Genomic DNA, 24,602 nt, shown 5'->3' on the forward strand with positions numbered 1-24,602 from the left:
TCAGCGACGTGCCCTCCTCCCTCGACACCCTGCCGAAGATCGGTGCGCCAGCGACGCGAGCGCTGCACAACGCCGGCTATTCGACGCTGCGCGACCTGGTGGGGGTACCCCGCGCCGAGTTGGCCAAGCTGCACGGCATGGGCCCGAAAGCGCTGGGCATCATTCAGAGTGCGCTGGAGCAGCACGATCTGAGCCTGGGATAGGGCTTCCGCCTGGAGCATCGGGCAGGTGGGCGGTCCGGGCGAAGCGGCGGGCCAGGTGGCCGAAGGCGTCGGTGAGCTCGGCGGGACCGACGACGTCGATCTCGGTGTCGAAGCGGGCGAAGGCGGCGGCGAGGCTGGGCCAGGACCAGGAGCCGAGCGTGAGCCGGCAGCGGTACGGGCCGAGGTCCTCGACGATCCCGTCGCGGGTGTAGCGGGCGACGGTGGCGGCCGGCAGGTCGAGGATCGCGGTGCCCTGGCAGGGCCAGCCGGTGGTGCCGTCGTCGGCACCACGGAACCTGCCGGTGACGAAGGTGGCCACCTCGCCGCCGGGTAGCTGCCTGGGCGTGAAGCGGGGTCCGTTGGGGACGCGCAGGTTGATTCGGTCGACGCGGAAGGTGCGCCAGTCCGCCCGGTCGAGGTCCCACGCGACGAGGTACCAGCGTCCGTCCCAGGTGATGACGTGGTGCGGCTCGACGCGGCGCGGAGGTTTGTCGACGGTCTCGGCACCGTAGTCGAAGCGTACGATCTCGTGGGCTTGCACGGCGGAGCCGAGCGCCAGGAGCGTGTCGTTGTCGATCGGGGCGGCCGGTCGGATGGCGGGCCGTTCGACGGCCGTGATCTGGAGGGCGTTGACGCGGTGCCGGAGTCGGGACGGCATGACCTGTCGGATGGTGGTCAACGCCCGGGCCGCCGCTTCGCCGGTGCTGTCGCCAAGTGTGGTGGTGGCGATCTGGAGCGCGATGGTGAGTGCGACGGCCTGCTCGTCGTCGAAGAGCAGGGGCGGTAGTTCGGTGCCGGCGCGGAGCCGGTAGCCGCCGTAGGGGCCCTTGCCGGCGGCGATGGGGTAGCCCAGCTCGCGGAGCCGGTCGACGTCGCGGCGCACGGTCCGCAGGCTGATGTCGAGCCGCTCGGCCAGCAGCGTGCCCGGCCAGTCGCGGCGCGTCTGGAGCAGCGACAACAGCGCCAGCAGTCGAGCAGAGGTCTTCGGCACGGGTTCGAACCTAAGCGTAGTAGGTGCCACAACCTGTCACCTACGTCGTCGAATCTTGGGGACGACGCCGGTCGGACGCTCCGACCGCGATTCTCACCAGGAGTCTCATGAGCATCACCACTACCGCCCACCTGAACTTCCGGGGCAACGCCCGGGAGGCGCTGGAGTTCTACCACTCGGTGTTCGGCGGCGAGGTCACGGTCATCACCTACGGCGATTTCGGCATGCCGAAGGAACTGCCCGACGCCAACAAGGTCGTGTGGGGCCAGGTCGCGGCCGACGACGGCTTCCGCGTCATGGCCTACGACGTGCCCAGCCAGGCCGGCGCCGGCAGCGCGCCGGTGCCCGCCACCCGGCGCGAGCACGGCATGACACTGACCGGCGAGCCGTTCTTCCTGTCCGTACGCGGCGAGAGCGTCGAAGAGGTCGGCGCGCTGTGGGAGAAGCTGGCCGTCGGTGCCACCGTCGTCGAGGCGTACGGCCCGGCGCAGTGGGCGCCGGCGTTCGGCATGCTTACCGACCGCTTCGGCATCACCTGGATCCTCGACGTCGCCACCCGGTACGCCGACGCCTGATCCGCAAAAAGGAGTCGCGGGGTGGTGAACCGTGGCCGGTGGCGGGCCGTGGTACCCGCAACCAGCCACGGATGCCGAGGAGCACGTTCATGACCCCACGTACTACGAGCCGCCGCCGGCTCGTGCGCGTCATCGCGACGCTGACCGGTAGCGCGATCATGGTCGGCCTGGCCGCGGCACCGGCGGCGGTGGCCGACGTCAGCACCCAGATCGTCGGCGTGGCCGGGAAGTGTGTCGACGTCCAGTGGTCCGGAACTGCGAACGGCACGACCGTCTGGCTGTGGGACTGCAACGGCACCAACGCGCAGAACTGGGCCGGGGTCGGGCAGCGGGGCACCCTGCGTGCCTTCGGCAAGTGCCTCGACGTGGCTGGCGGCTCGCACCAGGACGGTACCCGGGTGCAGCTGTGGGAGTGCAACGGCACCGACGCGCAGAGCTGGATCGCCGAGAACGGGCAGCTGATCAATACCGGGTCCGGCAAGTGCCTGGACGCGGCCGGTGGGGCGGCGACCGGGACGCCACTACGGATCCGCACCTGCTCCGGTGCCGCCACCCAGACCTGGGCACCGCGCGGCGGTTCGCCAGCTGCCGGCCAGGTGACGAAGAAGGGCGTGGCCACCTGGCAGTTCGCACCCACCGGCGACGGCATCCGTGACGTGGGTGCGACCTGGTACCACGACTGGTCCACCGCCAACAGCGACGTACCGGCGGCGGCCGAGTTCGTGCCGATGATCTGGGGTGCCGCGTTCGTCACCGACGCCGAGTTGGCCACCGCCAAACGGTCCGGGCGTACGCTGCTCGGCTTCAACGAGCCGGACCTGCCGTCGCAGGCGAACATGTCGGTCGACCACGCGCTGGACCTGTGGCCCCGACTCCAGGGCACCGGCATGCGGCTGGGTAGCCCGGCTGTCGCCTTCGGCGCCGACACTCCGGGCGGCTGGCTGGACCGGTTCATGGCCGGCGCCCGGGAGCGCGGGCTGCGGGTCGACTTCATCGCCCTGCACTGGTACGGCTCGGACTTCGGCGACGACGCCGCAGAGCACCTGATGCGGTACGTGCACGCGGTCCACGAGCGCTATCGCCTGCCGATCTGGATCACCGAGTTCGGTCTGATCGACTTCAGCCAGGGCGCCCCCCGCTACCCGTCGCCGCAGCAGCTCGTCACGTTCATCGCCAAGGCGAGCGCCGCTTTGCAGGCCACGCCGTACGTCGAGCGGTACGCCTGGTTCGGGCTGCCGGCCACCGGCGAGCACGCGGCGCACGGTCTGTACCGCGAAGACGGCACCCTCACCGAGGCGGGGGCGGCCTACCGGGCGGCGGGCCGTTCGTAGTCCGCGGTCGGCCACCAGCGGAAACACCACTTGTCGCGCCTAATCGCTACCGCGCCGGGGCGAATCACTCGCTGGACAATGATGGTCCGGAGATAGCCAGAACCGCGTGCCGGTGAGACACGTGTACGACGGTTCTGAGGCTTGGGGACCGACGTCGACGTCATAGGGTGGGCGCCATGAAACCGAAGGAGCCCAACCCCGGGCCTCGGGGATGAGTGCCGAGGGTCTGCACCTCACGGTCCTGGGTAGCGCGACGCCCTATCCGAGTGTGGACAATCCGTGCTCCGGCTATCTGGTGTCCAGCGGGAAGACCCGGATCTGGGTGGACGCGGGCAGTGGGACACTCGGCCCGCTGCAACGTCAGGTGCGGCTGGACGAGTTGGCCGCGATCTGGATCTCGCATCTGCACGCCGACCACAGTGCGGATCTGCTCACCGCGTACTACGGGCTGTTGTACGCGGACCTTGAGCCGGCCGCGCCGATCCCGCTCTACGGCCCGCCCGGAATCGCCGACCGGCTCGCCGGCTTCCTCACCAACTCGGCGACCCGCAGCCCGATCGAATCCGCCTTCGCGGTCACCGAGTTGCACGACGGGCATCAGGCGGTCGTCGGCTCGCTCCGACTGACCAGCCGGGCGGTGTCGCACGGCATGCCGGCCTTCGCCGTACGCATCGAGGCGGCGGGCCGGTCGCTTGTGTACTCCGGGGACACGGCGCCGTGCCCGAGCCTCACCGCGCTGGCGCAGGGGTGCGACGTGCTGTTGTGCGAGGCCGACAGCACAGCCGCGCTGGCCGACGGCGAGCCGGTGCACCACACGCCGGAGGAGAGCGGCGAGACCGCACGCGCGGCGCGGGCGGGCCGGCTGATCGTCACGCACGTCGGCCGTTCGCTCACCCCGCAGCAGGCGGTGGCGCGTGCCTCGGCGCGGTTCGGCGGTGTCGTCGACTACGCGGCGCCCGGCGCAACCTTCGCGATCGGGCCTGTCACGATTCCCGCCTGACCGGACATGGAGTAGGCGTGGGCTCCGGGACTGAGCACGAGGACCGCTTCCGACGTGTCTACGCGGTCAACTTCGAGGCGCTGTTGGCGTACGCGATGCGGCGCGTCGACCAGCCTGACGATGCGGCGGACGTGGTCGCCGAGACGTTCCTCATCGCCTGGCGGCGCAGCCGCGACATGCCGCCGGAGGCCGAGGTCCGGCTCTGGCTCTACGGGGTGGCCCGGCGGGTGCTGGCCAACCACCACCGCGCCGGCACGCGCCGGGAACGGCTGGGCGAGCGGCTACGGCAGCGACTGCGGAACGGCGTCGCCGTCGACCCGGGCAGCCAGGTGCCCGAACGGCTCACGGTCCGGGCCGCGCTGGCCCGGCTGGGGGAGTTGGACCGCGAGGTGTTGACGTTGACCTGCTGGGAGGGACTGGAGCCGCGCGAGGCCGCCGCGGTGCTTCAGGTGAGCCCGACGGTGGTCCGTACCCGGCTGTCCCGCGCCCGGGCCCGGATGCGCAATCTCGTCGGTGACGACCTGGGCCCGCCCGGACATGTACTCGACGTCATGACCGTACGCACCTCGGAGGAGGGCAGATGAGCGACGAGCAACTGGACCGGATGGTCCGAGACGCCGACCCGTACCGACCGGGAGCCATCCGGCACCTCGACGAGGCCGCGCAAGACCTCCTGGAGGAGATCATGTCCGTGCCGACTCCCAGCTCGGCCGAAGCACCGGTCAGACGCTTGCGTCCACGCCGCGCCGTGCTGAACGGGCTTGCCGGCGCAAGCGTCGCGGCCACCCTCCTCGCCGGTGTGCTTGTCGTCTCGACGATGCGTGGCCAGTCGGAGGAGCCGGCGGTCCCGCCGACCGCCGCCGAGACGATGGACCCGGAAGCCTATTCGGCGATGGTCCTGAAGGCGGCCGAGGAGAACCCCCGGCTGCTTATCGAACAGCCTGGCTGGACGGTGACCAGCGCGTACGGCTTCGCCGAGAAGGAGGGCAGCATGACCTTCAGCAACGGCGGACGGGAATTGGAGATCACCTGGTACCCGGCGAGCCAGCACGACAGCTACTACCGGGATCGGCTCGGGGTCAGCGCGCCGGAAGAGGTCAAGATCGACGGCTGGCCGGCCGACCTGTTCCGCTACAGCGACAGCGACTTCGCGGCCATGCTCCGCCCGCGCGAGGGCTCCTTCGTCGAATTCCGGACCGGTGGAGCCTGGACGCGCAGCGAGTTCGACCGGGTGCTCGCCGACGTGGTCCGCGTCGACACCCGTACCTGGCTCGCCGCGCTGCCGGCCGGGATCGTCACCCCGGAACGGGTGAACGAGCAGGCCGCCAAGATCCTCGCCGACGTGCCGCTCCCGCCCGGCTTCGACGCCACCACGCTGCTCGGTCTCGGTGTCAACGACGCCTACCAGTTCGGTGCCCGGGTGACCAGCCGGGTCGGCTGCGCCTGGATCGCCGAATGGCTGCGCGCTAAGGAGGCCGGCGACGATGCCGCCCGGCAGCGGGCCGCGGACGCGATGCGCAGCAGCCACAACTGGAAGGTGCTGCACGAGATGAACGAGGAGGGCGACTGGCCGGAGGTGTTCTGGGAGGTGGCCGACGAGGTGGCCGCCGGTAAGACCCCCGCCGGGTACACGGGCTCGCTGGGCTGCGAGTAGTCGCCGATCGACGGCCACCTTCCTGGTTCGGGGAGGTGGCCGTCGCGCTGCGCGATCCGGCGGGGCCTGGCGGCGAGAAGCCCGACGTCCTCGGAGCCGGGGTCACGAACGGAAGGTGCGGCGGTAGGTGTCCGGGGGAACGCCGATTGTGCGGTGGAAGTGGCGGCGCAGCGTCGTCGCGGTGCCCAGGCCGGCGGCCGAGGCGATCGCGTCGACGCTGTCGTCCGTGTTCTCCAGCAGTTCCTGGGCGCGACGGATCCGCTGGGTCAGCAGCCACCGCAGCGGGGTGGTGCCGGTTATCGAGCGGAAGTGGCGGGCCAGGTGACGCGAACTCAGGTTCGCCTGCCGGGCCAGGTCCTGCACAGTCAGCGGTTGATCCAAGCGTCGCATCACCCAGGGAAGCAACTCGGCCAGCGGGTGGCCGTCCCGGGTGGGCACCGGGGTGCTGACGAACTGGGCCTGGCCACCGGCCCGGTGGGGCGGCACCACCAGGCGTCGGGCGACCACGTTGGCGACCGCTGAGCCGCGGTCGCGGCGGATCAGGTGCAGGCAGAGGTCCATCGCCGCAGCCTTGCCGGCCGAGGTGAGCACGCTGCCGTTGTCGACGTAGAGCACGTCCGGGTCGACCTGAACCCGCCGATAGCGCGCGGCCAGTTGCGCGGTGTGCGCCCAATGGGTGGTCGCACGCAGCCCGTCGAGCAGGTCGGCGGCGGCGAGCACGAAGGCGCCCGTGCACAGCGACGCCACCCGCGCCCCCGCTTCGTGGGCCGCGCGGACCGCCTCGACCAGGTCGGCCGGCGGGTCCTGGTCGACGTCGGCCAGGGCGGGCACGATCACCGTGTCGGCGTACGCCAACCGGTCGAGTCCGCAGTCCGGCTCCAGCCGGAACCGGCCGACCCGGACCTCGTGCGTGCCGCACACCCGGATGTCGTACCAGGGGCCGGGCAGGGCCGCCGGCGCGGCACCGAAGACCTCGAAGGCCAGGGCCAACTCGAAGTGCAGCATCCCTTCGGTGGCGGCGACCGCGACGGTACGCGGGGCGGAAGTCATGTCCGAAACTGTACGCGTCGTGTCGTTTCAGACACTGGCTCAGCAGAGTGGAGAGGAACAGGATCTGCTCAGTGGATCACTTCGAGCGTGCGGAGCAGACATGGGACCGGGTCGGGACGTGGCGGTGTTCGGTGCCTACGGGCACACCGGACGATTCGTGGTCGCGGAGTTGCAGGCGCGCGGATACACCCCGCTGCTCCTCGGCCGTGACCACGACAGGTTGCTGGCGCTGGCGCGGACCGGACCGGGGCTCCAGGCGCGGCCGGCCTCGATCGACGACCCCGCCACACTCGACCGCGCGTTGCGCGGTGCGGCTGCGGTGATCAACTGCGCCGGTCCGTTCGCCACGACCGCCGCCCCGCTGGTCGAGGCGGCGTTGCGCGCCGGCCTCCCGTACGTCGACGTGGCGGCCGAGATCGAGGCGAACCTGGACACGTTCGCGCACTTCGCGCAGCGGGCCCGGGACCTCGGCGCGGTGGTGGTCCCGGCGATGGCCTTCTTCGGCGGCCTCGGTGACCTGCTGGTCACCACCGCGCTCGGGGACTGGACCGCGGCGGACGAGGCGCACATCGCCTACGGCCTGAGCGATTGGCACCCGACCGGCGGGACGCTCGCGTCGGGCACGGTCTCGGCACAGCGCCGAGGTGGCCGCCGGGTGCGCTACACAGGTGGTCGGCTCGAATACCACGAGGACGTGCTGCCGACCCTGGACTGGCCCTTCCCGGCCCCGCTGGGCCCGCAGCGTGTCATCGCGGAGTTCAGCATGGCCGACATCGTCACCGTGCCCAGCCACCTGGCCGTCCCGCAGGTGCGCACCTACCTGACCGCCAAGGCGGCGGCGGACCTGTCCGGCTCCGGCACCCCGGCACCGGTCGCGGTGGACGAGCGCGGACGTTCCGCGCAGACCTTCGTCGTCGACGTCCTGGTCCGCTCCGGCGGTGCCGAACGCCGCGCGGTCGTCAGCGGCCAGGACATCTACGCCAGCAGCGCGCCGCTTGCGGTGGAGGCCGTCGACCGCATCCTCACCGGCCGGACCAGGACCACAGGCGTCGCCTCCGCCGGCGCGATGTTCGACGCCCCGGACTTCCTACGTGCCCTCTCCCCGCACCTCTCGCTGCACGTCCCGCCCCGGGATGCGCGCTCAGCGCCGGGACTTACGCTGGGTGGGCCGCACCGGAGGGATGGTTGAGGATGCGTGTCGCGCTGTTCGTGACCTGCCTGGCTGACACGCTGTTTCCGCAGGCGGCGTCGGCGACGGTGCGGCTGCTGGAGCGCCTCGGGCATGAGGTGGTGTTTCCGCAGGAGCAGACGTGCTGCGGCCAGATGCACGTCAACACGGGCTATCCCGACCAGGCGCTGCGGCTGGTTCGCCGGCACGTGCGGGTGTTCGACAGGTACGACGTGGTGGTGGCGCCCTCCGGCTCGTGCGTCGGCTCGGTCCGGCACCAGCACGCCATGGTGGCCCGGCGGGTGGGTGACGAACGGTTGGCCGGCCGGGCCGAGGAGGTCGCCGCCCGCACGTACGAGCTGTCCGAGTTCCTGGTCGACGTGCTCGGGGTGACCGAGGTGGGCGCGTACTACCCGCACCGGGTGACGTACCACCCGACCTGCCACTCGCTGCGGCTGCTGCGGGTGGCGGACCGGCCGTTGCGCCTGCTGCGCGCGGTACGCGGGCTGGAGCTGGTGGAGTTGCCGCAGGCGGAACAGTGCTGCGGCTTCGGTGGCACCTTCGCGGTGAAGAACGCCGACACCTCGACGGCGATGCTCGCCGACAAGATGCGCAACGTACTTGCCACCCGGGCCGACGTCTGCACGGCGGGCGACGCCTCCTGTCTGATGCACATCGGCGGCGGGCTGTCCCGGCTGCGCACCGGGGTGCGTACCGTGCACCTGGCCGAGATCCTGGCCAGCACCGAAGCGACCCCGACCGGCGGTGCGGTCGCGGCGCCGAGCACCGGAGGTGCGAGATGACCCGGTCATTCCTCGGCATGCCGGCCACCGCCCCGCCCGGGGTCGGGCAGCTGCGCGGCACCGAGCCCTTCCCTGCTGCCGCACGGCGGGCACTCGCCGACGCCCAACTGCGACGCAACCTCGGCCACGCCACCGCCACCATCCGGGCGAAGTCGGCCGCCGTGGTGGCGGAGGTGCCGGACTGGGAGCAGTTGCGGGCCGCCGCGCGGGCGATCAAGGCCGACACGATGGCCCGCCTGCCGGAGTTGCTGGAGCAGTTGGCGGCCGAGGTCACCCGGGCCGGCGGCACGGTGCACTGGGCCGCCGACGCGGTGGCGGCGAACCGGATCGTCACCGACCTGGTCCGGGCGACCGGTGCCGACCGGGTGATGAAGGTCAAGTCGATGGTCACCCAGGAGATCGGCCTGAACGAGGCCCTCACCGCCGCCGGGATCGCGCCGGTCGAGACCGACCTTGCCGAGCTCATCGTGCAGCTCGGCGACGACCGGCCGAGCCACATCCTGGTGCCGGCCATCCACCGCAACCGGGCGGAGATCCGGGAGATCTTCCTGCGGGCGATGCCGGGTGTCGACCCGGCGCTTACCGACGAGCCGGCGGCCCTGGCCGCCGCCGCGCGCCGCCACCTGCGGGAGACGTTTCTGAGTACGCGGGTGGCCGTCTCCGGAGCCAACTTCGCCGTCGCCGAGACCGGCACCCTCGCTGTCGTCGAGTCCGAGGGCAACGGGCGGATGTGCCTCACCCTGCCGGAGACCCTGATCACCGTGATGGGCATCGAGAAGGTCGTCCCCAGCTGGCGCGACCTGGAGGTCTTCCTCCAACTGCTGCCCCGGGCCTCGACCGGCGAGCGGATGAACCCGTACACCTCGATGTGGACCGGGGTCACTGCGGGCGACGGCCCGCAGGAGTTCCACCTGGTGCTGCTCGACAATGGACGCAGCGCGGTGCTCGCCGACCCGGTGGGCCGGCAGGCGCTGCACTGCATCCGCTGCTCGGCCTGCCTGAACGTGTGTCCGGTGTACGAACGCACCGGCGGGCACGCGTACGGGTCGGTCTATCCGGGGCCGATCGGGGCGGTGCTCTCCCCGCAGCTGACCGGAGTGGCCGACAACGCCTCCCTGCCGTATGCGTCGTCGCTCTGTGGTGCCTGCTACGACGCCTGCCCGGTGATGATCGACATTCCGTCCATCCTGGTTCACCTCCGGGGTCAGGCACCTCATTCGCGCGCCGAGACGACGGCGATGGCCGCTGCCGCGTACACGATGGATCATCCGGCGCTGTACGCGGCTGCACAGCGCGCCACCCGGCTGAGCCGGCTCGCCGGCCGGCGCGGTCGCGGCCTGCCACCGCCGTTCTCCGGCTGGACGGCCAGCCGCGACCTGCCGGAGCCGCCGCCGCAGACCTTTCGCCAGTGGTGGGCCGAGCGGTGAGCGGGCGGGAACTCATCCTCGGCCGACTCCGCGCCGCCCTGGGCGAGGCGCGGCCGGCACCGGCGGAGGTGGCCCGGGACTACCGGCCCGCCGGCTCGGTCGCCGACCTCGACCTGCTCGTGGCGCGCCTCACCGACTACCGGGCCACCGTGCACCTGTGCGATTCCGCTGGCGTCGCCCGGGTCGTCGACGAGGTGCTCGGCGGCCGGCAGGTCGTGGTGCCACCCGGGTTGCCCCGGCGGTGGCTGCCCGACAGCGTCGGCGTGGTGCCGGACGACGACCTGCCCGTGGCCCGGATCGCCGCCGTGGACGGGGCGGTCACCGGGGCGGCGGTGGCCGTCGCGGCGACCGGCACCATCGTGCTCGACGGTGCTCCGGACCAGGGCCGCCGCCTGATCACTCTGCTGCCCGACGTGCACGTGTGCGTGCTGCGGTCCGATCAGGTCGTCGCCGCGGTGCCGGACGCCCTGGCCCGCCTCGACCCGCGCCGGCCGTTGACCTGGATCAGCGGTCCCTCCGCCACCAGCGACATCGAACTCAACCGGGTCGAGGGCGTGCACGGACCCCGGAACCTGCACGTGATCATCGTCGGCTGACCGGCGACTCGCCGCTGCTGCCGGTGGCTGCGGGTCGCTCAGCGGGGCTGCGGGAGCGGGAGATCCGCCGGGGCGTCCGGGAGAACATCCGTACCGGTGCCGACCAGATCAAGGTGATGGCCAGCGGCGGTGCCATGTCGCCCGCCGACGAGCTGGACACCATCCAGTACAGCCCGGAGGAGCTGCGGATGGCGGTGCAGACCGCCACGGCGGCCGGCAAGTACGTCCTCGCGCACGCGTACTCCTCCGCCGCGATCCGCAACTGCGTCGAGGCCGGCGTCCGGTCGATCGAGCACGGCAACCTGATGGACGAGGCGACCGCGGCGCTGCTCGCCGAGGCCGGCACCTACCTGGTGCCCACGCTCTCCACCTATGAGCTGCTGCACCGCCAGGGCGCCGAGCACGGGGTGGCCCCGGAGCCGCTGGAGAAGATCCGGATGGCGCACGAGCAGGGCCTGCGCTCGTTGGAGTACGCGTACCGCGCCGGGGTACGCATCGCCAGCGGCTCCGACCTGCTCGGCCCGATGTTCGAGCACAAGCACCGGGAACTGTCGCTGAAGGCGGAGATCATGCCGACGACCCGGCAGCGGTACGCCGGTTCGTCGGGTTCACCGCGGGCAGCGGCCGGATGGCCCCGGAGTTGCCGGTACACGAGCGCAACATCCTGGTGGAGGAGTACGCCGACGGCCCGGAGATCAGCGTCGACTCGGTGGTGTACCGGGGCGAGGTGATCCCGCTCTGCATTGCCCGTAAGGAGGTCGGCTTCGCGCCGTACTTCGAGGAGACCGGGCACGTGGTCGATCCGGCCGACCCGCTGTGGCAGGACGCGACGCTGGGCGAGGCCGTCGAACGCACCCACGCGGCCCTGGGGTTCTCCGACGGGGTGACGCACACCGAGGTGAAGCTGACCCGGCAGGGGCCGAAGGTGATCGAGGTCAACGCCCGGATCGGTGGCGGGCTGATCCCGTACCTCAACCTGCTGGGCGGTGGCGCGGACCTGGGCCTGGCCGCGGCGGCCGTGGCCTGCGGACACCGGCCGCCGGTGGAGGTCGAGCCCCGCCGGCAGGTGGCCGCCATCCGCTTCTACTATCCGCCGCACGACGACAGCCGGATCGCCGAGATCGCCTTCGACCGGGCGCCGCTGCCCGCCGCGATCGTCCGGCACGGGCCGCTGGCGCAGCCGGGTGAGGTGAAGTCGCCGCCGCCGCAGGGGCTGATGGACGGGCGGGTCGCCTACGCGATCGCGCTGGGCGCGACGGCCGACGAGTGCCGGGCCGCGCTGGACGCGGCCAGCCGGGCGCTGCGCGTCGACACATCCTGAACGGCCGGCCGGGCAGATTGTTAATAGGGGGCCCCGCTACTACACCAGGCGTTAATAAGGGGCCCTTCCTTACCCCGCAGTGGGTACGGGTGTTCGTTCCTCGGGCAGGATGTTGCGCAGGGAACGGACGTGGCGCAGCGGCGAGAGGATGAGGAACAGGCTGGTGCCAAGCAGCCCGACCGTGCCGATCAGCAGGGCGCTGCGGGGCCCGGCCAGCGTGCCGAGCCAGCCGCCGAGCAGCGAACCGATCGGCTTGACCCCGAGCGCCACGAAAAGGTATGCGGCGTTGGTGCGGCCGAGCAGCCGTTGCGGCGTGATGGCCTGCCGCACGCTCATCGTGTGCACGTTGCACGCGGTGATCCCGAAGCCCTGGATGAAGAACGCGATCGCGAACATCGGTGCCGCCCAGGTGCCCCGCTGGGTCACCGGCAGCAGCAGTGGCGCGAGGTCGCCGATGACCGCGGCGGCCAGCAGCGTACGCCCGAGACCCACCCGCCCCGCGACGCGTTCGGTGACCGTCGCGCCGAGCAGGGCGCCGACCGCCCCGATGGAGAGCATGAAGCCCAGCGTGCCGGGGCTCATGCCGAGTTCCCGGACGGCGAAGATCACCAGTACGGTCTGCACGATCTGCCAGCAGATGTTGTAGCTGGCCGCCTCGCCGAGGAAGGCCCGCAGGTACGGGTTGCGGAAGGTGAACCGGAAGCCCTCCGCGATCTGCGAGCGCAGCGGCGTCGGATCGACCTCGACCGGCTTCTCCCGGGTGCGTACGGCGGTGACACCGGCGGCCGATGCCAGATAGGTGACGGCGTTGACGAGCAGCGCGAACGGCGCGCCGACGATCTGCACGAGCACGCCGCCGAGCCCGGGGCCGCCGATCTCGGCCACCGACTCGCTGGCGGTCAGCCGGGAGTTGGCCCCGGTGAGGTGCTCGGGCGGCACGATCGTCGGCAGGTAGGAACGGTAGGCGATGTTGAAGAAGACCCGACCGACGCCGGCGAGGCAGGCCATCGTCAGCAGCCAGGAGAAGGTCAGCCGGTCCAACGCCGCGAGCAGCGGGATGGCACCGATCGCGACGCCCTGGGCGAGGCTGGACATGATCAGTACGCCGCGTCGCTGCCACCGGTCGACAAGCAGCCCGGCCGGTATCCCGAAGACCAGGTACGGGGCGAAGGTGACCGCCCCGAGCAGGCCGAGCTGCCCGGGGGTGGCGTCCAGGGTCAGCACCGCGGTCAGCGGCATCGCGAGCTGGAACACCTGGGTACCGAAGAAGGAGGCGCTCTCGCCTGCCCAGAAGAACCGGAAGTCCCGGCGCCAACCCTCCGCCACGTTGCTCCCTCGACTGCTCGGACCACCTCGACTGCCGTCATCGTGGCGGTGTCGGTACGGCAGGTGACCGCTCACTGCCCAGGATCGATGTCGTAGAAACCGAACCCGTCCAGGTAGCAGACCGTGGCGAAGTCGGAGAGCAGGACCGACCGGTCCGGGTGGATCAGACCCACCGTCACCGGCTCGCTCTCGTCGTCGACCGTCCGGACGAGCCGCTCGCCCGGCTTGAACCGCAGCGCCGGGCCGGGAGCCGGAGCTGGCCGCCTTCGTGGTCCTCGCCGCCGACGCGCCGCCGGTCGAGGAGAGTGCCATCATGGCCTTCTGTCCGCGGTCCATGCCGTCGTACATGGCACCGAGCCGGATGCGGGTGGCCGACGCGCTGCCGGTCAACCAGCACGGCAAGACCGATCAGCGCAGGCTGCTCGCCGCACTCGCGGGGGAGTGACGGGTTGCTCAGTCCTCCCGGATCACCTGTTTCGGCGGCGGCGAGCACGACCTCCAGGGCGGGATGACGGGCGCTGCTGCGTCGCCACACCGCCTGGGTGAACGTCTGCATCGGCCGGTCGCCAGGGCACCTTGTGGAGGACACCCGCCGCGATGTCCCGGGAGACCGCGACCTCGGGCAGCAGCCCGGCACCCACCCCGTTGGCGACGCTGCGCTTGACCGCCTCCAACGAGTTCAGCTTGAGCATCCGCCGGGGCGGGGCCGCGAAGGGGGGTGTCCTGAGGCGGAAAGGCCAGGCACTGCCGGGCATCGACGTCGGAACAGACAAGCATCGTGCTGAAGATCTCCTCGGTGCCGGCGGGTCGACCGCAACCGCTCTCCGGCGCGGCCACCAACGCCAGTGGTTCCGGCCGGAGGATGCTGAACTCCAGATCCTCGTACGACTGCTCCACCCCGATCAGGAAGGCGCAGTCCAGTTGCCCGTCGCGGAGACGGTCGACGGCGACGGTCCGGTGCCGCAACAGCTGCATCTGGACCTCAGCGTGACCTCCATCGAGGAGCTGAAGGCGCAGCACGAGCGGGTGCTGGCGCGGGGCGGTCGCCTGCTCTCCGACCAGAAGAACGGCCCCGACGAACCGTTCCGGGTCTACGCCGACCCGGCCGGGCATCCGTTCTGCATCTTCGTGGCCTGAGCCGCGATCGGGCCGCCCCTGGTTGCCGGGGCGGCCCGATCGTTCGTACTACCTGGTCGCGCAGATGGCGTACGCCTGCACCCGCCACGTGCTCGGGTAGGCGTCCTCCTCGTACGCTCCCGCGGTGACCGCGGTGGGCGCGGTGCCGGCGTTGCCGTTGGGCCGGAAGTCGTCCACCACGACCTCGCCGAGCGCGCCAACGACCTCGTACCCGGCGCCGGTCAGCACCTTCGCAGCCGGGCAGGCGGCGCTGACGAAGCGCGAGTCGGTCGAGTTGCTGGCGCTGGTCGCGGTGACCCGCACCAGCCCGGGTAGCGGGTTGGCGCAGATGGCGTACGCCCGCACGTTCCAGTTGCCGAGGAAGCTGTCCGCCTCGTACGCGCCCACCGTGACGGCGGTTGGCGCGCTGATGGTGCTGCCGTTGGGGCGCAGGTCGTCCACCACGCCCTCGCCGAGGATGCCGGTCATCTCGTAGCCGGTGCCGGTGAGTCGCTTGCCGGCCGGGCAGGTCGCGGTGGTGCTGTGGAAGTCGTTTGAGTTGGTGGGGCTGACCGTGGTGACCCGAACCAGTCCGGGTAGCGGGTTGGCGCAGATGGCGTACGCGGTGACGTTCCAGTTGCCGGCGAGAGGGTCGGCCTCGTACGCGCCCACCGTGACGGCGGTTGGCGCGCTGATGGTGCTGCCGTTGGGGCGCAGGTCGTCCACGACGACCTCGCCGAGCGCACCGTTGATCTCGTAGCCGGTGCCGGTGAGCACCTTGCCGGCCGGGCAGGTGGCGGTGACGCTCCGGAAGGAGGCGGAGTTGGTGGCGCTGACGGCGGCGATGCGTACCAGGCCGGGTACGGCGGCGGTGGCCGAGGTGGCCGGGACGACCAGGGTCGCGCCGGTGACACCCAGGACGAGGGCGAGCGTACGCGCGACGAGACGGCGGTGTCCGGTGTGAGCTGACATGGTGTTGCTCCTGTTCCGCTACCCGCAGCTGGCGTCTCTCCACGCCTGTCGCCTGCGGGGGTGCAGCAATGGCGTTTTCACGCTACGTGTTCGCCTGACCTGGTGTTATCCAAGATCTGACTACTGTGGGTATTCATGTTTCGGTGAGGTTGCCGGTGCACGGACCCGGCGATCTCGAACCACCACCGGGCGACTGCTACCGTCCCCGGGGTGGACAGCCCAACGGGTCGCCTCTACGCGATCAGTGACCTGCATGTCCGGTACGACGAGAACCGGGAGTTCGTTACCAGCCTGCGGCCCTCGTCCGAGCGGGACTGGCTGATCATCGCCGGGGACGTGGGCGAGACCGAAGAGCATCTCGCCTGGACGCTTGAGGTGCTCGCCAAGCGGTTCGCCACCGTGCTGTGGGCACCCGGCAACCATGAACTGTGGACGATTCCCGGCGACGACCCGCTGCGCGGGGTGGCGCGGTACGAACGCCTGGTCGAGGTCGCGCGGGGGCTGGGCGTGGTCACGCCGGAGGACCCGTACCCGGTGTGGCGCGGCGTCGGCGGCCCGGTCGTGCTGGCCCCGCTCTTCCTGCTCTACGACTACACGTTCCTGCCGCCCGGCTCGACGACGAAGGCCGAGGCGATGGCCCGGGCCGAGCAGAGCGGCGTGATCTGCACCGACGAGATGCTGCTGCATCCGGACCCGTACCCGAGCCGGGAGGCGTGGTGCGCCGCGCGCGTCGCGCAGACCGCCGCCCGCCTCGACGAGATCGAACCCGAGTTGCCCACCGTGCTGATCAACCACTGGCCGCTGGTGCAGGAACCGACCCGGGTGCTGCGCTATCCGGAGTTCGCCCAGTGGTGCGGCACGGTGCGCACGGCCGACTGGCACACCCGGTTCCGCGCCGCCGCCGTGGTCTACGGGCACCTGCACATCCCGCGTACGACCTGGTACGACGGCGTGCGGTTCGAGGAGGTGTCGTTGGGCTATCCCCGGGAGTGGCGCCCGCGACCGTGGGCACCGAAGCTGCGGCAGATCCTCCCCGTCGCCGAACCAGGCACACCGGGATCCGCCACGACCTAGTCGTCCTCCTGGTCGAACGGCTCGTCGTGCCACCGCCACCAGGCCGCGTCGCCGTCGATGTGGAGAATGAACTCGGGCACCTCGTCACCCTCCGGGTACCGCAGCGTGACGGCCTTCCGGATCGCCTCGTACGCGCTCTCCGAGGTCTCCACGTCGGTGTCGCCATCGAGCCGCCGCAGTTGTTCGGCGAAGAGCGGCCGAAGCTCGGCGAGCCCGTCGCGTGGCTGGACGCGGGCGTCCAGCCACGGGAAGTCGCCGCCGGTCACCACCAGCTCGGCGAGTACCTGGTCGTCGTCGCGCCGGTGCAGCGTCCACACCACGCTGTGATCGTCTTTCACGACTGACGACAATAGCCGTCGGCCGACATCGGTCGGCGGCTCGCCCGCTTCGTCGCCGCCATGGCCGACAACCGTGGCGGTGAGACGCCTGTGGCGGTGAGCATCTGCTCGGACCTGGTGGCCAGCGCGTCCGTCCGCAACCGTGGTGGTACGCGGCCGGGCGCTCGCGCAACCCGGGAGGTAGCGCCATCGACCACTTCGGCAGGACGACCTGCCAGCGGTGGCCTCCCTACGCTCCAGGCGTACTCGTTCGGTGTGCGAAGGAGATCTGTGATGGACGTTTACCACCTGCTTGCCGCCCCCGGTGTCACGAGCATGAGCGCCGGGCGGATCGGGGCCCTGCTCGCCGCCGTGCTGGGGTTGGCCGGCGTGATCATCGGCGGGCTGGCGCTGGCCCGTCCCGCCAGCCGGTTCGGGACCGGTTCCGGACCGCTCGGCGCCGCCGCAGCCCTGCTGGCCGGGGTGGTCGGCATGGCACTCGGCGCGGTGGTGGTGGCCACCTCCGACAGTGGCATCGGCACCGGCAACGGCCGTGGCGGGGCCTACGTCGCGCTGGCGGTGGGCCTGGTCGCCGCCGTCCTCGGCGGGCTGGCGCTGGCCCGGCGCCGTCGCACCGGCTGACCGGTCAGGACCGGTGGAGCCAGCCCGGCACGGTCAGGCCGGACTCGTACGCGAGGATCACCAGCTGCGCCCGGTCCCGCACCCGGGTCTTGGTCATGATCCGGCTGACGTGCGTCTTCGCGGTGGCCGGGCTGAGCACCAGCCGCGCCGCGATCTCGTCGTTGGACAGCCCGGCGGCGACCAGCACCAGCACCTCGCGCTCGCGTTCGGTGAGCAGGCGCAGCCGTGGTCCCGGGTCCGGATGCGGCACCCGGGCGGCGAACTCGGAGATCAGCCGGCGGGTGATCGAGGGCGCGATCAGCGCGTCGCCCCGCGCCACCACCCGGATCGCGTGGATCAGTTCGGCCGGTTCGGTGTCCTTGACCAGGAAGCCGCTCGCGCCGGCCCGTAGCGCGCCGTAGACGTAGTCGTCCAGGTCGAAGGTGGTCAGGATGATCACCCGGACCGGTGAGCTGGCGGTGATCTCCCCGGTGGCGGTGAGGCCGTCCAAGCCGGGCATCCGGATGTCCATCGCGACGACATCCGGGCGCAACTGCCGGCTGAGCCGCACCGCCTCGGCGCCGTCGGCGGCCTCACCGACGACCTCGATGCCGTCCGTACCGCCCAGGATGGCGCGGAAGCCGGCGCGGACCAGGTTCTGGTCATCGGCGAGCAGTACCCGGATCACACCGCCACCCCGCTCGGGAAGCGGGCGCGGACCCGGAAGCCGCCGGCCGGGCCGGGGCCGGTGGTCAGTTCGCCACCCAGCGCCTGCACCCGCTCACCCATGCCGACGATCCCGTTGCCGGGCGGGCCGGGCGCGCCAGCGCCGTCGTCCTCGATCTCCACCAGAACATCGCCGCCGTCGGGTCGGACCCGGATCGTCACGGCGGTCGCGTCGGCGTGCCGGGTCACGTTTGTCAGCGACTCCTGGACGATCCGGTACGCCGCCAACTCGACGTCCGGCGACAGCGGTCGGGTCTCGGTCAGCTCGGTGCGGATCTCCAACCCGGCCCGTCCGGCGGCGGTGACCAGCTCGTACAGGCGGTTCAGGCCGGGGCTGGGGACGGCCGGCGCCCGATCATCCTGGCGCAGGAGGCCGAGCGTGGCGCGCAACTCACGCAGGGTCTCCCCGCTGGTCTGCTTGATCGCGGTGAGCGCCTGGGTGGACCGGTCGGGATCCGGGCGGAACAGCGCGGCGCTGGCCTGCACGTTGATCAGCGAGAGGTGATGGCCGAGCGCGTCGTGCAGCTCGCGGGCGATGCGTAGCCGCTCCTCGGTGGCCCGGCGGCGGGCCTGCTCCTCGGTACGCTGCTCGGCGGCGAGCACCCGGGCCTCGGCCTCGGCGAGGTACGCCCGCCGGTTGCGGGTCACCCCGACGATCACCGCGACCAGCCAGCCGGCGTGCAGCAGGGTGGCCCCGTTCACGTTGTCGGCGGTCCGGTTACCGCTGTCGGCGACGGCAAAGGAGAGCACCGAGGCGAGACCCAGGCCGACGGCGACGGCGAGATGCCCCTCGTCGACCACGGTGTAGAGCGCCACGACGAAGACCAACATGATCGGACCGGGCCGGTGCAGCAGCGCGCCGTACGCCCCGACGGCGGCCAGCGCCGCCACGCCCACCGCCACCGGGTAGCGGCGACGCAGACTCAGCGCACCGGCGGAGGCCAGCACGATCAGCAGCGCCGCCCATTCGGCGACGGTGTCGACGCCCCGCGACTGCACCACCAGGCCGGCGAGGGCGACCAGGCCGACCACGAGCACCAGCGAGGTGTTCGCCGCCCACCCGGGCCACTGGCGCATCAGCACGGATCGAAGCCTAGGCGGTGCTCGGCGACGGGTGGGGGCGGGACGCGACGTTACGGTGGCATGATGAGCCGATGACCAGCAGTTCCGCCGAGGAGCAACGGTTGCGTGACCTCGCCCGCCTGCGCCGGGTCCGGGACCGGATGGACCGGGAGTACGCGCAGCCGCTCAACGTCGAGGCGCTCGCCCGGGACGCGAACATGTCGGCCGGGCATCTCAGCCGCCAGTTCCGGCTCGCCTACGGCGAATCGCCGTACGCGTACCTGATGACCCGGCGCATCGAGCGGGCGATGGCCCTGTTGCGGCGCGGCGACCACACCGTCACCGAGGCCTGTTTCGCGGTCGGCTGCGCATCGCTCGGCACCTTCAGCACCCGCTTCACCGAACTGGTCGGCATGTCGCCCAGCGCCTACCGCCGTCAGGTGACAAGCACCACGGCGGGTCTGCCGTCCTGCGTGACAAAGCAGGTGACCAGACCGATCAGGAATCGAGAAGCCCAGCTCAGGCGTCCGCTACTAGCCTGACCGACATGGACCTCACCATCGCGAACACCTTCCTGCCGCAGAACGATCCGGACGCCGCGCTGGCCTTCTACCGCGACGTCCTCGGCTTCGAAGTCCGCAACGACGTCGGCTACGACGGCATGCGCTGGATCACGGTCGGCCCACCCGGTCAGCCCGGCACGTCGATCGTCCTGCACCCACCGGCGGCCGACCCCGGCATCACCGACGACGAGCGTCGCGTGATCACGGAGATGATGGCCAAGGGCACCTACGCCATGGTCGTGCTCGCCACCAAGGATCTCGACGGCACCTTCGAGCGGCTCCAGGCCAGCGGGGTCGAGATCGTCCAGGAGCCGATCGAGCAGCCGTACGGGGTGCGGGACTGCGCCGTCCGGGACGCGGCGGGCAACATGGTCCGCATCCAGGAGCAGCGCTGAGCGGACGCAGTTCTCGCGTCGCCCGGCACCCGGCAGAGACAGGAAGAGCATGACGGAAACCCGGTCGGCCGCGTCACACGTCGCCGACAGCCATGACCTGATCCGGGTGCGGGGTGCCCGCGAGAACAACCTCAAGGACATCAGCGTCGAGATCCCGAAGCGCCGGCTGACGGTGTTCACGGGCGTCTCCGGCTCGGGCAAGAGTTCGCTGGTGTTCAGCACCATCGCCGCCGAGTCGCAGCGGATGATCAACGAGACCTACAGCGCGTTCCTTCAGGGCTTCATGCCGTCGCTGGCCCGCCCCGACGTCGACGTGCTCGATGGGCTGACCACCGCGATCATCGTCGACCAGGAGCGGATGGGCGCAAACGTCCGCTCCACGGTCGGCACCGTCACCGACGCCAACGCGATGCTGCGGATCCTGTTCAGCCGTCTCGGCCAGCCGCACATCGGCTCGCCCCAGGCATTCTCCTTCAACGTGGCCTCGATCAGCGGTGCCGGCGCCGTCACCATCGAGCGCGGCGGGCGTACCACGAAGGAACGGCGGAGCTTCAACATCACCGGCGGCATGTGCCCGCGCTGCGAGGGCATGGGCCGGGTGAGCGATTTCGACCTCTCCGCCCTGTACGACGACAGCAAGTCGCTGAACGAGGGCGCGATCACGATTCCCGGCTACAGCATGGAGGGTTGGTACGGCCGGATCTTCCGGGGCTGCGGGTACTTCGATCCGGACAAGCCGATCCGCAGGTTCAGCAAGCGGGAACTGGACGACCTGCTGTACAAGGAACCGACCAAGATCAAGGTCGAGGGGATCAACCTGACGTACTCGGGGCTGATCCCGACCATCCAGAAGTCGTTCCTGTCCAAGGACCGCGAGGCGATGCAGCCGCACATCCGCGCGTTCGTGGATCGGGCGGTCATCTTCACCACCTGCCCCGACTGTGCCGGCACCCGGCTCAGCGCGCCGGCCCGGTCCTCGAAGATCAAGGGGATCAACATCGCGGACTGCTGCGCGATGCAGATCAGCGACCTCGCCGACTGGGTACGGGCGCTTGACGAACCGTCCGTGACGCCGCTGCTGGCGGCGCTGGGGGAGACCCTCGACTCGTTCGTCGAGATCGGGCTCGGTTACCTCAGCCTCGACCGGCCGTCGGGCACGCTCTCCGGCGGCGAGGCGCAGCGCACCAAGATGATCCGCCACCTCGGGTCGTCGCTCACCGACGTCACATACGTCTTCGACGAGCCGACGATCGGGCTGCACCCGCACGACATCCAGCGCATGAACAACCTGCTGCTACGGCTCCGGGACAAGGGCAACACCGTGCTCGTGGTGGAGCACAAGCCGGAGGTGATCGCCATCGCCGACCACGTGGTCGACCTGGGTCCCGGCGCCGGCACGGCGGGCGGCACCGTCTGCTTCGAGGGCACCGTCGAGGGGCTACGGGCCAGCGGCACGCTCACCGGTCGCCACCTCGACGACCGGGCCACGCTCAAGGAGAAGGTGCGTACCCCGTCGGGCGTGCTCCAGGTGCGCGGCGCCAACACCCACAACCTGCGCGACGTCGACGTCGACATTCCGCTCGGCGTACTGGTCGTGGTCACCGGGGTGGCGGGCTCGGGCAAGAGTTCGCTGATCCACGGTTCGGTGTCGGGGCGCGACGGCGTGGTCGCGATCGACCAGGGCGCGATCCGCGGCTCGCGCCGGAGCAACCCGGCGACGTACACCGGGCTGCTCGATCCGATTCGTAAGGCGTTCGCCAAGGCCAACGGCGTGAAGCCGGCGTTGTTCAGCGCGAACTCCGAGGGGGCCTGCCCGACCTGCAATGGCGCCGGTGTGATCTACAGCGACCTGGCGATGATGGCGGGTGTCGCCACGGTCTGCGAGCAGTGCGAGGGCAAGCGGTTCCAGGCCGAGGTGCTGGAGTACCGGTTCGGTGGCCGCAACATCAGCGAGGTGCTCGCGATGCCGGTGACCGAGGCCGAGGAGTTCTTCGGCGGTGGCGAGTCGCGGCTGCCGGCCGCCCACGCCATCCTCACCCGGCTCGTCGATGTCGGCCTCGGCTATCTGACGCTGGGCCAGCCGCTCACCACGCTCTCCGGCGGCGAACGGCAGCGGTTGCGGCTGGCCACCCACCTGACCGACAAGGGCGGCAGCTACGTCCTCGACGAGCCGACCACCGGTCTGCATCTGGCCGACGTGGAGCAACTGCTCGGTCTGCTCGACCGGCTGGTCGACTCCGGCCGGTCGGTAATCGTCATCGAGCATCACCAGGCGGTCATGGCGCACGCCGACTGGATCATCGATCTCGGCCCCGGCGCGGGCCACGACGGCGGCCGGATCGTCTTCGAGGGCACCCCCGCCGAGCTGACCGCTGACCCCACCACCCTGACCGGCCGCCACCTGGCCGACTACATCAGGTCCTGAACACGGGTCTTGGTGCGAAAGTGCCCCTCGGCGGGGCGCTCTCGCACCAAGACCCACTCAGTGGTTACGGGCAGGCGGCCCAGGCCAGGTGGTACATGGTGGTGATGCTGCCGTCGGTGGAGTCCATCGTCAGGAAGCTGGTGCCGGTCGAGGTGCCCCGACTGAGCCGCAGCTCCGTGTTGATGTTGAGGTTGCGCACCTCACCGCAGGGGTGCCAGACCGCGGAGGCGATCGGTACCTCGTCGGTGATCAGCCAGTTGTCGTCCAACGGGGCGGCGATGCGGTGGTTTGTGGTCGTGGTCTGGGTCATGCCCTGGAAGTAGTAGTTGGCCAGCTGGTTGGCCACCGCGCCCCGGTTGAGCAGGCCGTACCCGCGGTAGTCCACCTTGACGATCGCGAACGTGTAGCCGTTCGGCACATGCACCAGGACGTTGAGCTGGCAGTTGCGGCGGCCTTCGGTGACCGAGATGCCGGGACCGGCCTGAACCAGGTAGTCGCTGTAGATCGTGGTGAAGGCCTTGTTGTCCGGGGAGACCGCGACGTCGGCGGTGCCGGGCCGACAGCCGGAGCCGGCCATCGCCACCAGGTCGATCACGACCTGGTCCGGCGGCGGGTTGTTCATGATTGGGCTGGCCGACGCGGGTGCGCCCGCGGTCAGTGACGGGGCAAGTAGCGCGAGCACTACGGCGCCACCTGCAAACAATTTTCGCATGGAACTCCCTTCAGTTCGATGCGTGGTTGATGGTGGGCCACCAATGTAATTAGACATATAGATCAACGTCAACGGCCTTTTGCGTTCATTGAACTCTCGTTCAAGGTGAGGTGAATTCGCATCCGGCACCCGGTCGGTTCGGGCCCGCAAAAACCGGCATCCCGCGCGAGTGCGATCGATTGCCGCGATACCGGCGGCCGTTTCGCGGCATTTGTGGGGAACTGGGCCTGGGTTGACCTTGCATTTGGCGGTGCTGAGCTGCTCGATTCCGTGTTATGGGAAGGTTACGAATCGATCACAATGAATGCTTGCCTGGCTCGCGGAGGCGCCGCTAGCATTCGTCGCAGGTCGTGGCCGAAGCAATCTAACTCGACGCTGGGGGCGGTTGCCCGAGGCTCGCAGAATGTGTGCATTCGATGGCTGGCGACGATTCATGCGCTATTGCGGTCGAGGGTGCCCCCGTACTGAGAGGAATGATATGAGAGAACGAGTTGCCGTCGCGAGAAAGGGCGTCGTCACCGTGCTCGGCGCGGTGCTCACGCTCGCACTGTCCGCGCCGGCCCAGGCCAGTACCGTCGCTACCCCGGAAACGGTGCCGGACGGCAACATCACCGCCGAGGTGGTGGCCGCCAACGGCTCGGGCTGCGCGCCCGGCACGGCCCGGGTCGTCGCCAACTCCGACAAGACCGGGTTCCGGATCCGCTACAGCGACTTCGTCGCGGAGGCGGGCAGCGGCGTCGACACGACCGCCCGCCGGAAGAACTGCCAGCTCGGCGTGGTGCTGACCGTGCCGGCCGGCTGGACCTTCGCGGTGGCCGCGGTGGACTACCGGGGCCGGGCCCGGCTCTCCGCCGGTGCGACCGGCCTGCAACGCACCAACTACTACTGGCAGGGCTCGTCGGACAGCGGCCGTACCGAGGTGACGTTCGCGGGCCCGTACAACGGCTTCTGGAGCACCCGGGACGTCGCCCATGCGCTGATCTACCTACCCTGTGAACAGCAGCGGGTCCTCAACATCAACACCGAGCTGCGGGTGGACGCCGGCACCTCCAGCGGGCGCAGCAGCATGTCGATGACGGCCACCGACGGCGACGTCGACACCCTGTTCAACCTGAACTGGACCAGGTGCTGATCCGCTGACCCGCCGCGGCCGACCCGGTGGTCGTGCCGAAGA

Annotated in this window: 28 protein-coding genes; 20 read left to right on the plus strand and 8 right to left on the minus strand. The window is 70.8% G+C overall.

The window, feature by feature from the left end; translation table 11 throughout:
• Window positions 1-8: 8 nt before the first annotated feature.
• Entirely contained in the window at window positions 9-203 is a 195-nt protein-coding gene (locus tag QQG74_RS10265) for a helix-hairpin-helix domain-containing protein (RefSeq protein WP_341720056.1), read from the plus strand.
• Here QQG74_RS10265 and QQG74_RS10270 read toward each other — a convergent pair.
• Window positions 160-1,194: a WYL domain-containing protein gene (locus QQG74_RS10270; RefSeq protein WP_341720057.1), complete on the minus strand. Its 1,035-nt coding sequence runs from the start codon at window positions 1,192-1,194 to the stop codon at window positions 160-162. The two genes, QQG74_RS10265 and QQG74_RS10270, sit on opposite strands and share 44 nt — an antisense overlap.
• 107 nt (window positions 1,195-1,301) lie before the next feature.
• On the opposite strand from QQG74_RS10270, the gene QQG74_RS10275 reads away from it, so the two are divergent.
• The 5 genes from QQG74_RS10275 to QQG74_RS10295 all read left to right on the plus strand — a co-directional run bounded on the left by QQG74_RS10275 (window position 1,302) and on the right by QQG74_RS10295 (window position 5,754).
• The gene (locus QQG74_RS10275) at window positions 1,302-1,769 is read left to right on the plus strand and encodes a VOC family protein (RefSeq protein ID WP_341720058.1); all 468 of its coding nucleotides are present in this window, start codon (window positions 1,302-1,304) and stop codon (window positions 1,767-1,769) included.
• An 89-nt stretch (window positions 1,770-1,858) separates the two neighbouring features.
• The gene (locus tag QQG74_RS10280; protein ID WP_341720059.1) at window positions 1,859-3,100 is read left to right on the plus strand and encodes a glycosyl hydrolase; all 1,242 of its coding nucleotides are present in this window, start codon (window positions 1,859-1,861) and stop codon (window positions 3,098-3,100) included.
• Window positions 3,101-3,311: 211 nt separating this feature from the next.
• The gene (locus tag QQG74_RS10285; protein WP_341720060.1) at window positions 3,312-4,100 is read left to right on the plus strand and encodes an MBL fold metallo-hydrolase; all 789 of its coding nucleotides are present in this window, start codon (window positions 3,312-3,314) and stop codon (window positions 4,098-4,100) included.
• A gap of 17 nt (window positions 4,101-4,117) precedes the next feature.
• On the plus strand, window positions 4,118-4,684 hold the full coding sequence (locus QQG74_RS10290; RefSeq protein ID WP_341720061.1) for an RNA polymerase sigma factor: 567 nt from the start codon (window positions 4,118-4,120) through the stop codon (window positions 4,682-4,684).
• On the plus strand, window positions 4,681-5,754 hold the full coding sequence (locus QQG74_RS10295; RefSeq protein ID WP_341720062.1) for a hypothetical protein: 1,074 nt from the start codon (window positions 4,681-4,683) through the stop codon (window positions 5,752-5,754). The genes QQG74_RS10290 and QQG74_RS10295 overlap by 4 nt, the downstream gene beginning before the upstream one ends.
• A gap of 102 nt (window positions 5,755-5,856) precedes the next feature.
• Here QQG74_RS10295 and QQG74_RS10300 read toward each other — a convergent pair whose 3' ends face one another.
• The gene (locus QQG74_RS10300; RefSeq protein ID WP_341720063.1) at window positions 5,857-6,804 is read right to left on the minus strand and encodes a helix-turn-helix domain-containing protein; all 948 of its coding nucleotides are present in this window, start codon (window positions 6,802-6,804) and stop codon (window positions 5,857-5,859) included.
• A 100-nt stretch (window positions 6,805-6,904) separates the two neighbouring features.
• Between QQG74_RS10300 and QQG74_RS10305 the strand changes: the two genes are divergently transcribed.
• The 6 genes from QQG74_RS10305 to QQG74_RS10330 are packed head-to-tail and all read left to right on the plus strand — an operon-like array spanning window position 6,905 to window position 12,119.
• Window positions 6,905-7,993: a saccharopine dehydrogenase NADP-binding domain-containing protein gene (locus QQG74_RS10305; RefSeq protein ID WP_341720064.1), complete on the plus strand. Its 1,089-nt coding sequence runs from the start codon at window positions 6,905-6,907 to the stop codon at window positions 7,991-7,993.
• Between the two features lie 2 nt (window positions 7,994-7,995).
• Entirely contained in the window at window positions 7,996-8,775 is a 780-nt protein-coding gene (locus QQG74_RS10310) for a (Fe-S)-binding protein (RefSeq protein WP_341720065.1), read from the plus strand.
• On the plus strand, window positions 8,772-10,202 hold the full coding sequence (locus QQG74_RS10315; protein WP_341720066.1) for a lactate utilization protein B: 1,431 nt from the start codon (window positions 8,772-8,774) through the stop codon (window positions 10,200-10,202). Before QQG74_RS10310 ends, QQG74_RS10315 begins: the two co-directional genes overlap by 4 nt.
• Window positions 10,199-10,798 (plus strand): LUD domain-containing protein, encoded by a 600-nt coding sequence (locus QQG74_RS10320; protein ID WP_341720067.1) that lies wholly within the window; start codon window positions 10,199-10,201, stop codon window positions 10,796-10,798. Before QQG74_RS10315 ends, QQG74_RS10320 begins: the two co-directional genes overlap by 4 nt.
• A 23-nt stretch (window positions 10,799-10,821) precedes the next feature.
• On the plus strand, window positions 10,822-11,529 hold the full coding sequence (locus QQG74_RS10325; RefSeq protein WP_341720068.1) for an amidohydrolase family protein: 708 nt from the start codon (window positions 10,822-10,824) through the stop codon (window positions 11,527-11,529).
• Window positions 11,466-12,119 carry an ATP-grasp domain-containing protein gene (locus tag QQG74_RS10330; RefSeq protein WP_341720069.1) on the plus strand — a complete coding sequence of 218 codons (654 nt, stop codon included), beginning with the start codon at window positions 11,466-11,468 and terminating at the stop codon, window positions 12,117-12,119. The genes QQG74_RS10325 and QQG74_RS10330 overlap by 64 nt, the downstream gene beginning before the upstream one ends.
• Before the next feature lie 69 nt (window positions 12,120-12,188).
• Here the strand turns inward: QQG74_RS10330 and QQG74_RS10335 are convergent, their stop codons facing one another.
• On the minus strand, window positions 12,189-13,445 hold the full coding sequence (locus tag QQG74_RS10335; protein WP_341720070.1) for an MFS transporter: 1,257 nt from the start codon (window positions 13,443-13,445) through the stop codon (window positions 12,189-12,191).
• Window positions 13,446-13,713: 268 nt separating this feature from the next.
• Here QQG74_RS10335 and QQG74_RS10340 point away from each other — a divergent pair, with 268 nt between their 5' ends.
• Together QQG74_RS10340 and QQG74_RS10345 are read left to right on the plus strand one after the other, a co-directional pair.
• Window positions 13,714-13,890: a hypothetical protein gene (locus QQG74_RS10340; RefSeq protein ID WP_341720071.1), complete on the plus strand. Its 177-nt coding sequence runs from the start codon at window positions 13,714-13,716 to the stop codon at window positions 13,888-13,890.
• Window positions 13,891-14,042: 152 nt separating this feature from the next.
• A complete protein-coding gene (locus QQG74_RS10345) occupies window positions 14,043-14,582 on the plus strand; it encodes a VOC family protein (protein WP_341720072.1) in 540 nt (179 codons plus the stop codon).
• Between the two features lie 48 nt (window positions 14,583-14,630).
• Here QQG74_RS10345 and QQG74_RS10350 read toward each other — a convergent pair whose 3' ends face one another.
• On the minus strand, window positions 14,631-15,533 hold the full coding sequence (locus tag QQG74_RS10350; RefSeq protein WP_341720073.1) for a hypothetical protein: 903 nt from the start codon (window positions 15,531-15,533) through the stop codon (window positions 14,631-14,633).
• A gap of 210 nt (window positions 15,534-15,743) precedes the next feature.
• Between QQG74_RS10350 and QQG74_RS10355 the strand changes: the two genes are divergently transcribed.
• On the plus strand, window positions 15,744-16,607 hold the full coding sequence (locus QQG74_RS10355) for a metallophosphoesterase (protein WP_341720074.1): 864 nt from the start codon (window positions 15,744-15,746) through the stop codon (window positions 16,605-16,607).
• On the opposite strand, the gene QQG74_RS10360 is transcribed toward QQG74_RS10355, so the two are convergent.
• Window positions 16,604-16,945, minus strand: a complete 342-nt coding sequence (locus QQG74_RS10360; protein ID WP_341720075.1) for a hypothetical protein — start codon at window positions 16,943-16,945, stop codon at window positions 16,604-16,606. The two genes, QQG74_RS10355 and QQG74_RS10360, sit on opposite strands and share 4 nt — an antisense overlap.
• Before the next feature lie 273 nt (window positions 16,946-17,218).
• Here QQG74_RS10360 and QQG74_RS10365 point away from each other — a divergent pair, with 273 nt between their 5' ends.
• Window positions 17,219-17,566, plus strand: a complete 348-nt coding sequence (locus QQG74_RS10365; RefSeq protein ID WP_341720076.1) for a DUF6223 family protein — start codon at window positions 17,219-17,221, stop codon at window positions 17,564-17,566.
• Window positions 17,567-17,570: 4 nt separating this feature from the next.
• Here the strand turns inward: QQG74_RS10365 and QQG74_RS10370 are convergent, their stop codons facing one another.
• Window positions 17,571-18,233: a response regulator transcription factor gene (locus QQG74_RS10370; protein ID WP_341720077.1), complete on the minus strand. Its 663-nt coding sequence runs from the start codon at window positions 18,231-18,233 to the stop codon at window positions 17,571-17,573.
• The gene (locus tag QQG74_RS10375; protein WP_341721191.1) at window positions 18,230-19,348 is read right to left on the minus strand and encodes a sensor histidine kinase; all 1,119 of its coding nucleotides are present in this window, start codon (window positions 19,346-19,348) and stop codon (window positions 18,230-18,232) included. The genes QQG74_RS10370 and QQG74_RS10375 overlap by 4 nt, the downstream gene beginning before the upstream one ends.
• 77 nt (window positions 19,349-19,425) lie before the next feature.
• Here QQG74_RS10375 and QQG74_RS10380 point away from each other — a divergent pair, with 77 nt between their 5' ends.
• From QQG74_RS10380 to QQG74_RS10390, 3 genes are read left to right on the plus strand one after another with little or no spacing between them, the layout of a single operon-like run.
• Window positions 19,426-19,875 (plus strand): helix-turn-helix transcriptional regulator, encoded by a 450-nt coding sequence (locus tag QQG74_RS10380; RefSeq protein ID WP_341720078.1) that lies wholly within the window; start codon window positions 19,426-19,428, stop codon window positions 19,873-19,875.
• Window positions 19,876-19,880: 5 nt separating this feature from the next.
• Window positions 19,881-20,291, plus strand: coding sequence for a VOC family protein (locus QQG74_RS10385; protein ID WP_341720079.1), 411 nt, complete (start codon window positions 19,881-19,883; stop codon window positions 20,289-20,291).
• Between the two features lie 49 nt (window positions 20,292-20,340).
• Window positions 20,341-22,716 (plus strand): excinuclease ABC subunit UvrA, encoded by a 2,376-nt coding sequence (locus tag QQG74_RS10390; RefSeq protein ID WP_341720080.1) that lies wholly within the window; start codon window positions 20,341-20,343, stop codon window positions 22,714-22,716.
• 64 nt (window positions 22,717-22,780) lie between these two features.
• Here QQG74_RS10390 and QQG74_RS10395 read toward each other — a convergent pair whose 3' ends face one another.
• The gene (locus tag QQG74_RS10395; protein WP_341720081.1) at window positions 22,781-23,428 is read right to left on the minus strand and encodes a DUF4360 domain-containing protein; all 648 of its coding nucleotides are present in this window, start codon (window positions 23,426-23,428) and stop codon (window positions 22,781-22,783) included.
• A gap of 478 nt (window positions 23,429-23,906) precedes the next feature.
• Here QQG74_RS10395 and QQG74_RS10400 point away from each other — a divergent pair, with 478 nt between their 5' ends.
• Window positions 23,907-24,560, plus strand: coding sequence for a DUF4360 domain-containing protein (locus tag QQG74_RS10400; RefSeq protein WP_341720082.1), 654 nt, complete (start codon window positions 23,907-23,909; stop codon window positions 24,558-24,560).
• The last annotated feature ends 42 nt before the right edge of the window (window positions 24,561-24,602 follow it).

The sequence above is a fragment of the Micromonospora sp. FIMYZ51 genome (assembly GCF_038246755.1).
GTDB lineage: Bacteria > Actinomycetota > Actinomycetes > Mycobacteriales > Micromonosporaceae > Micromonospora.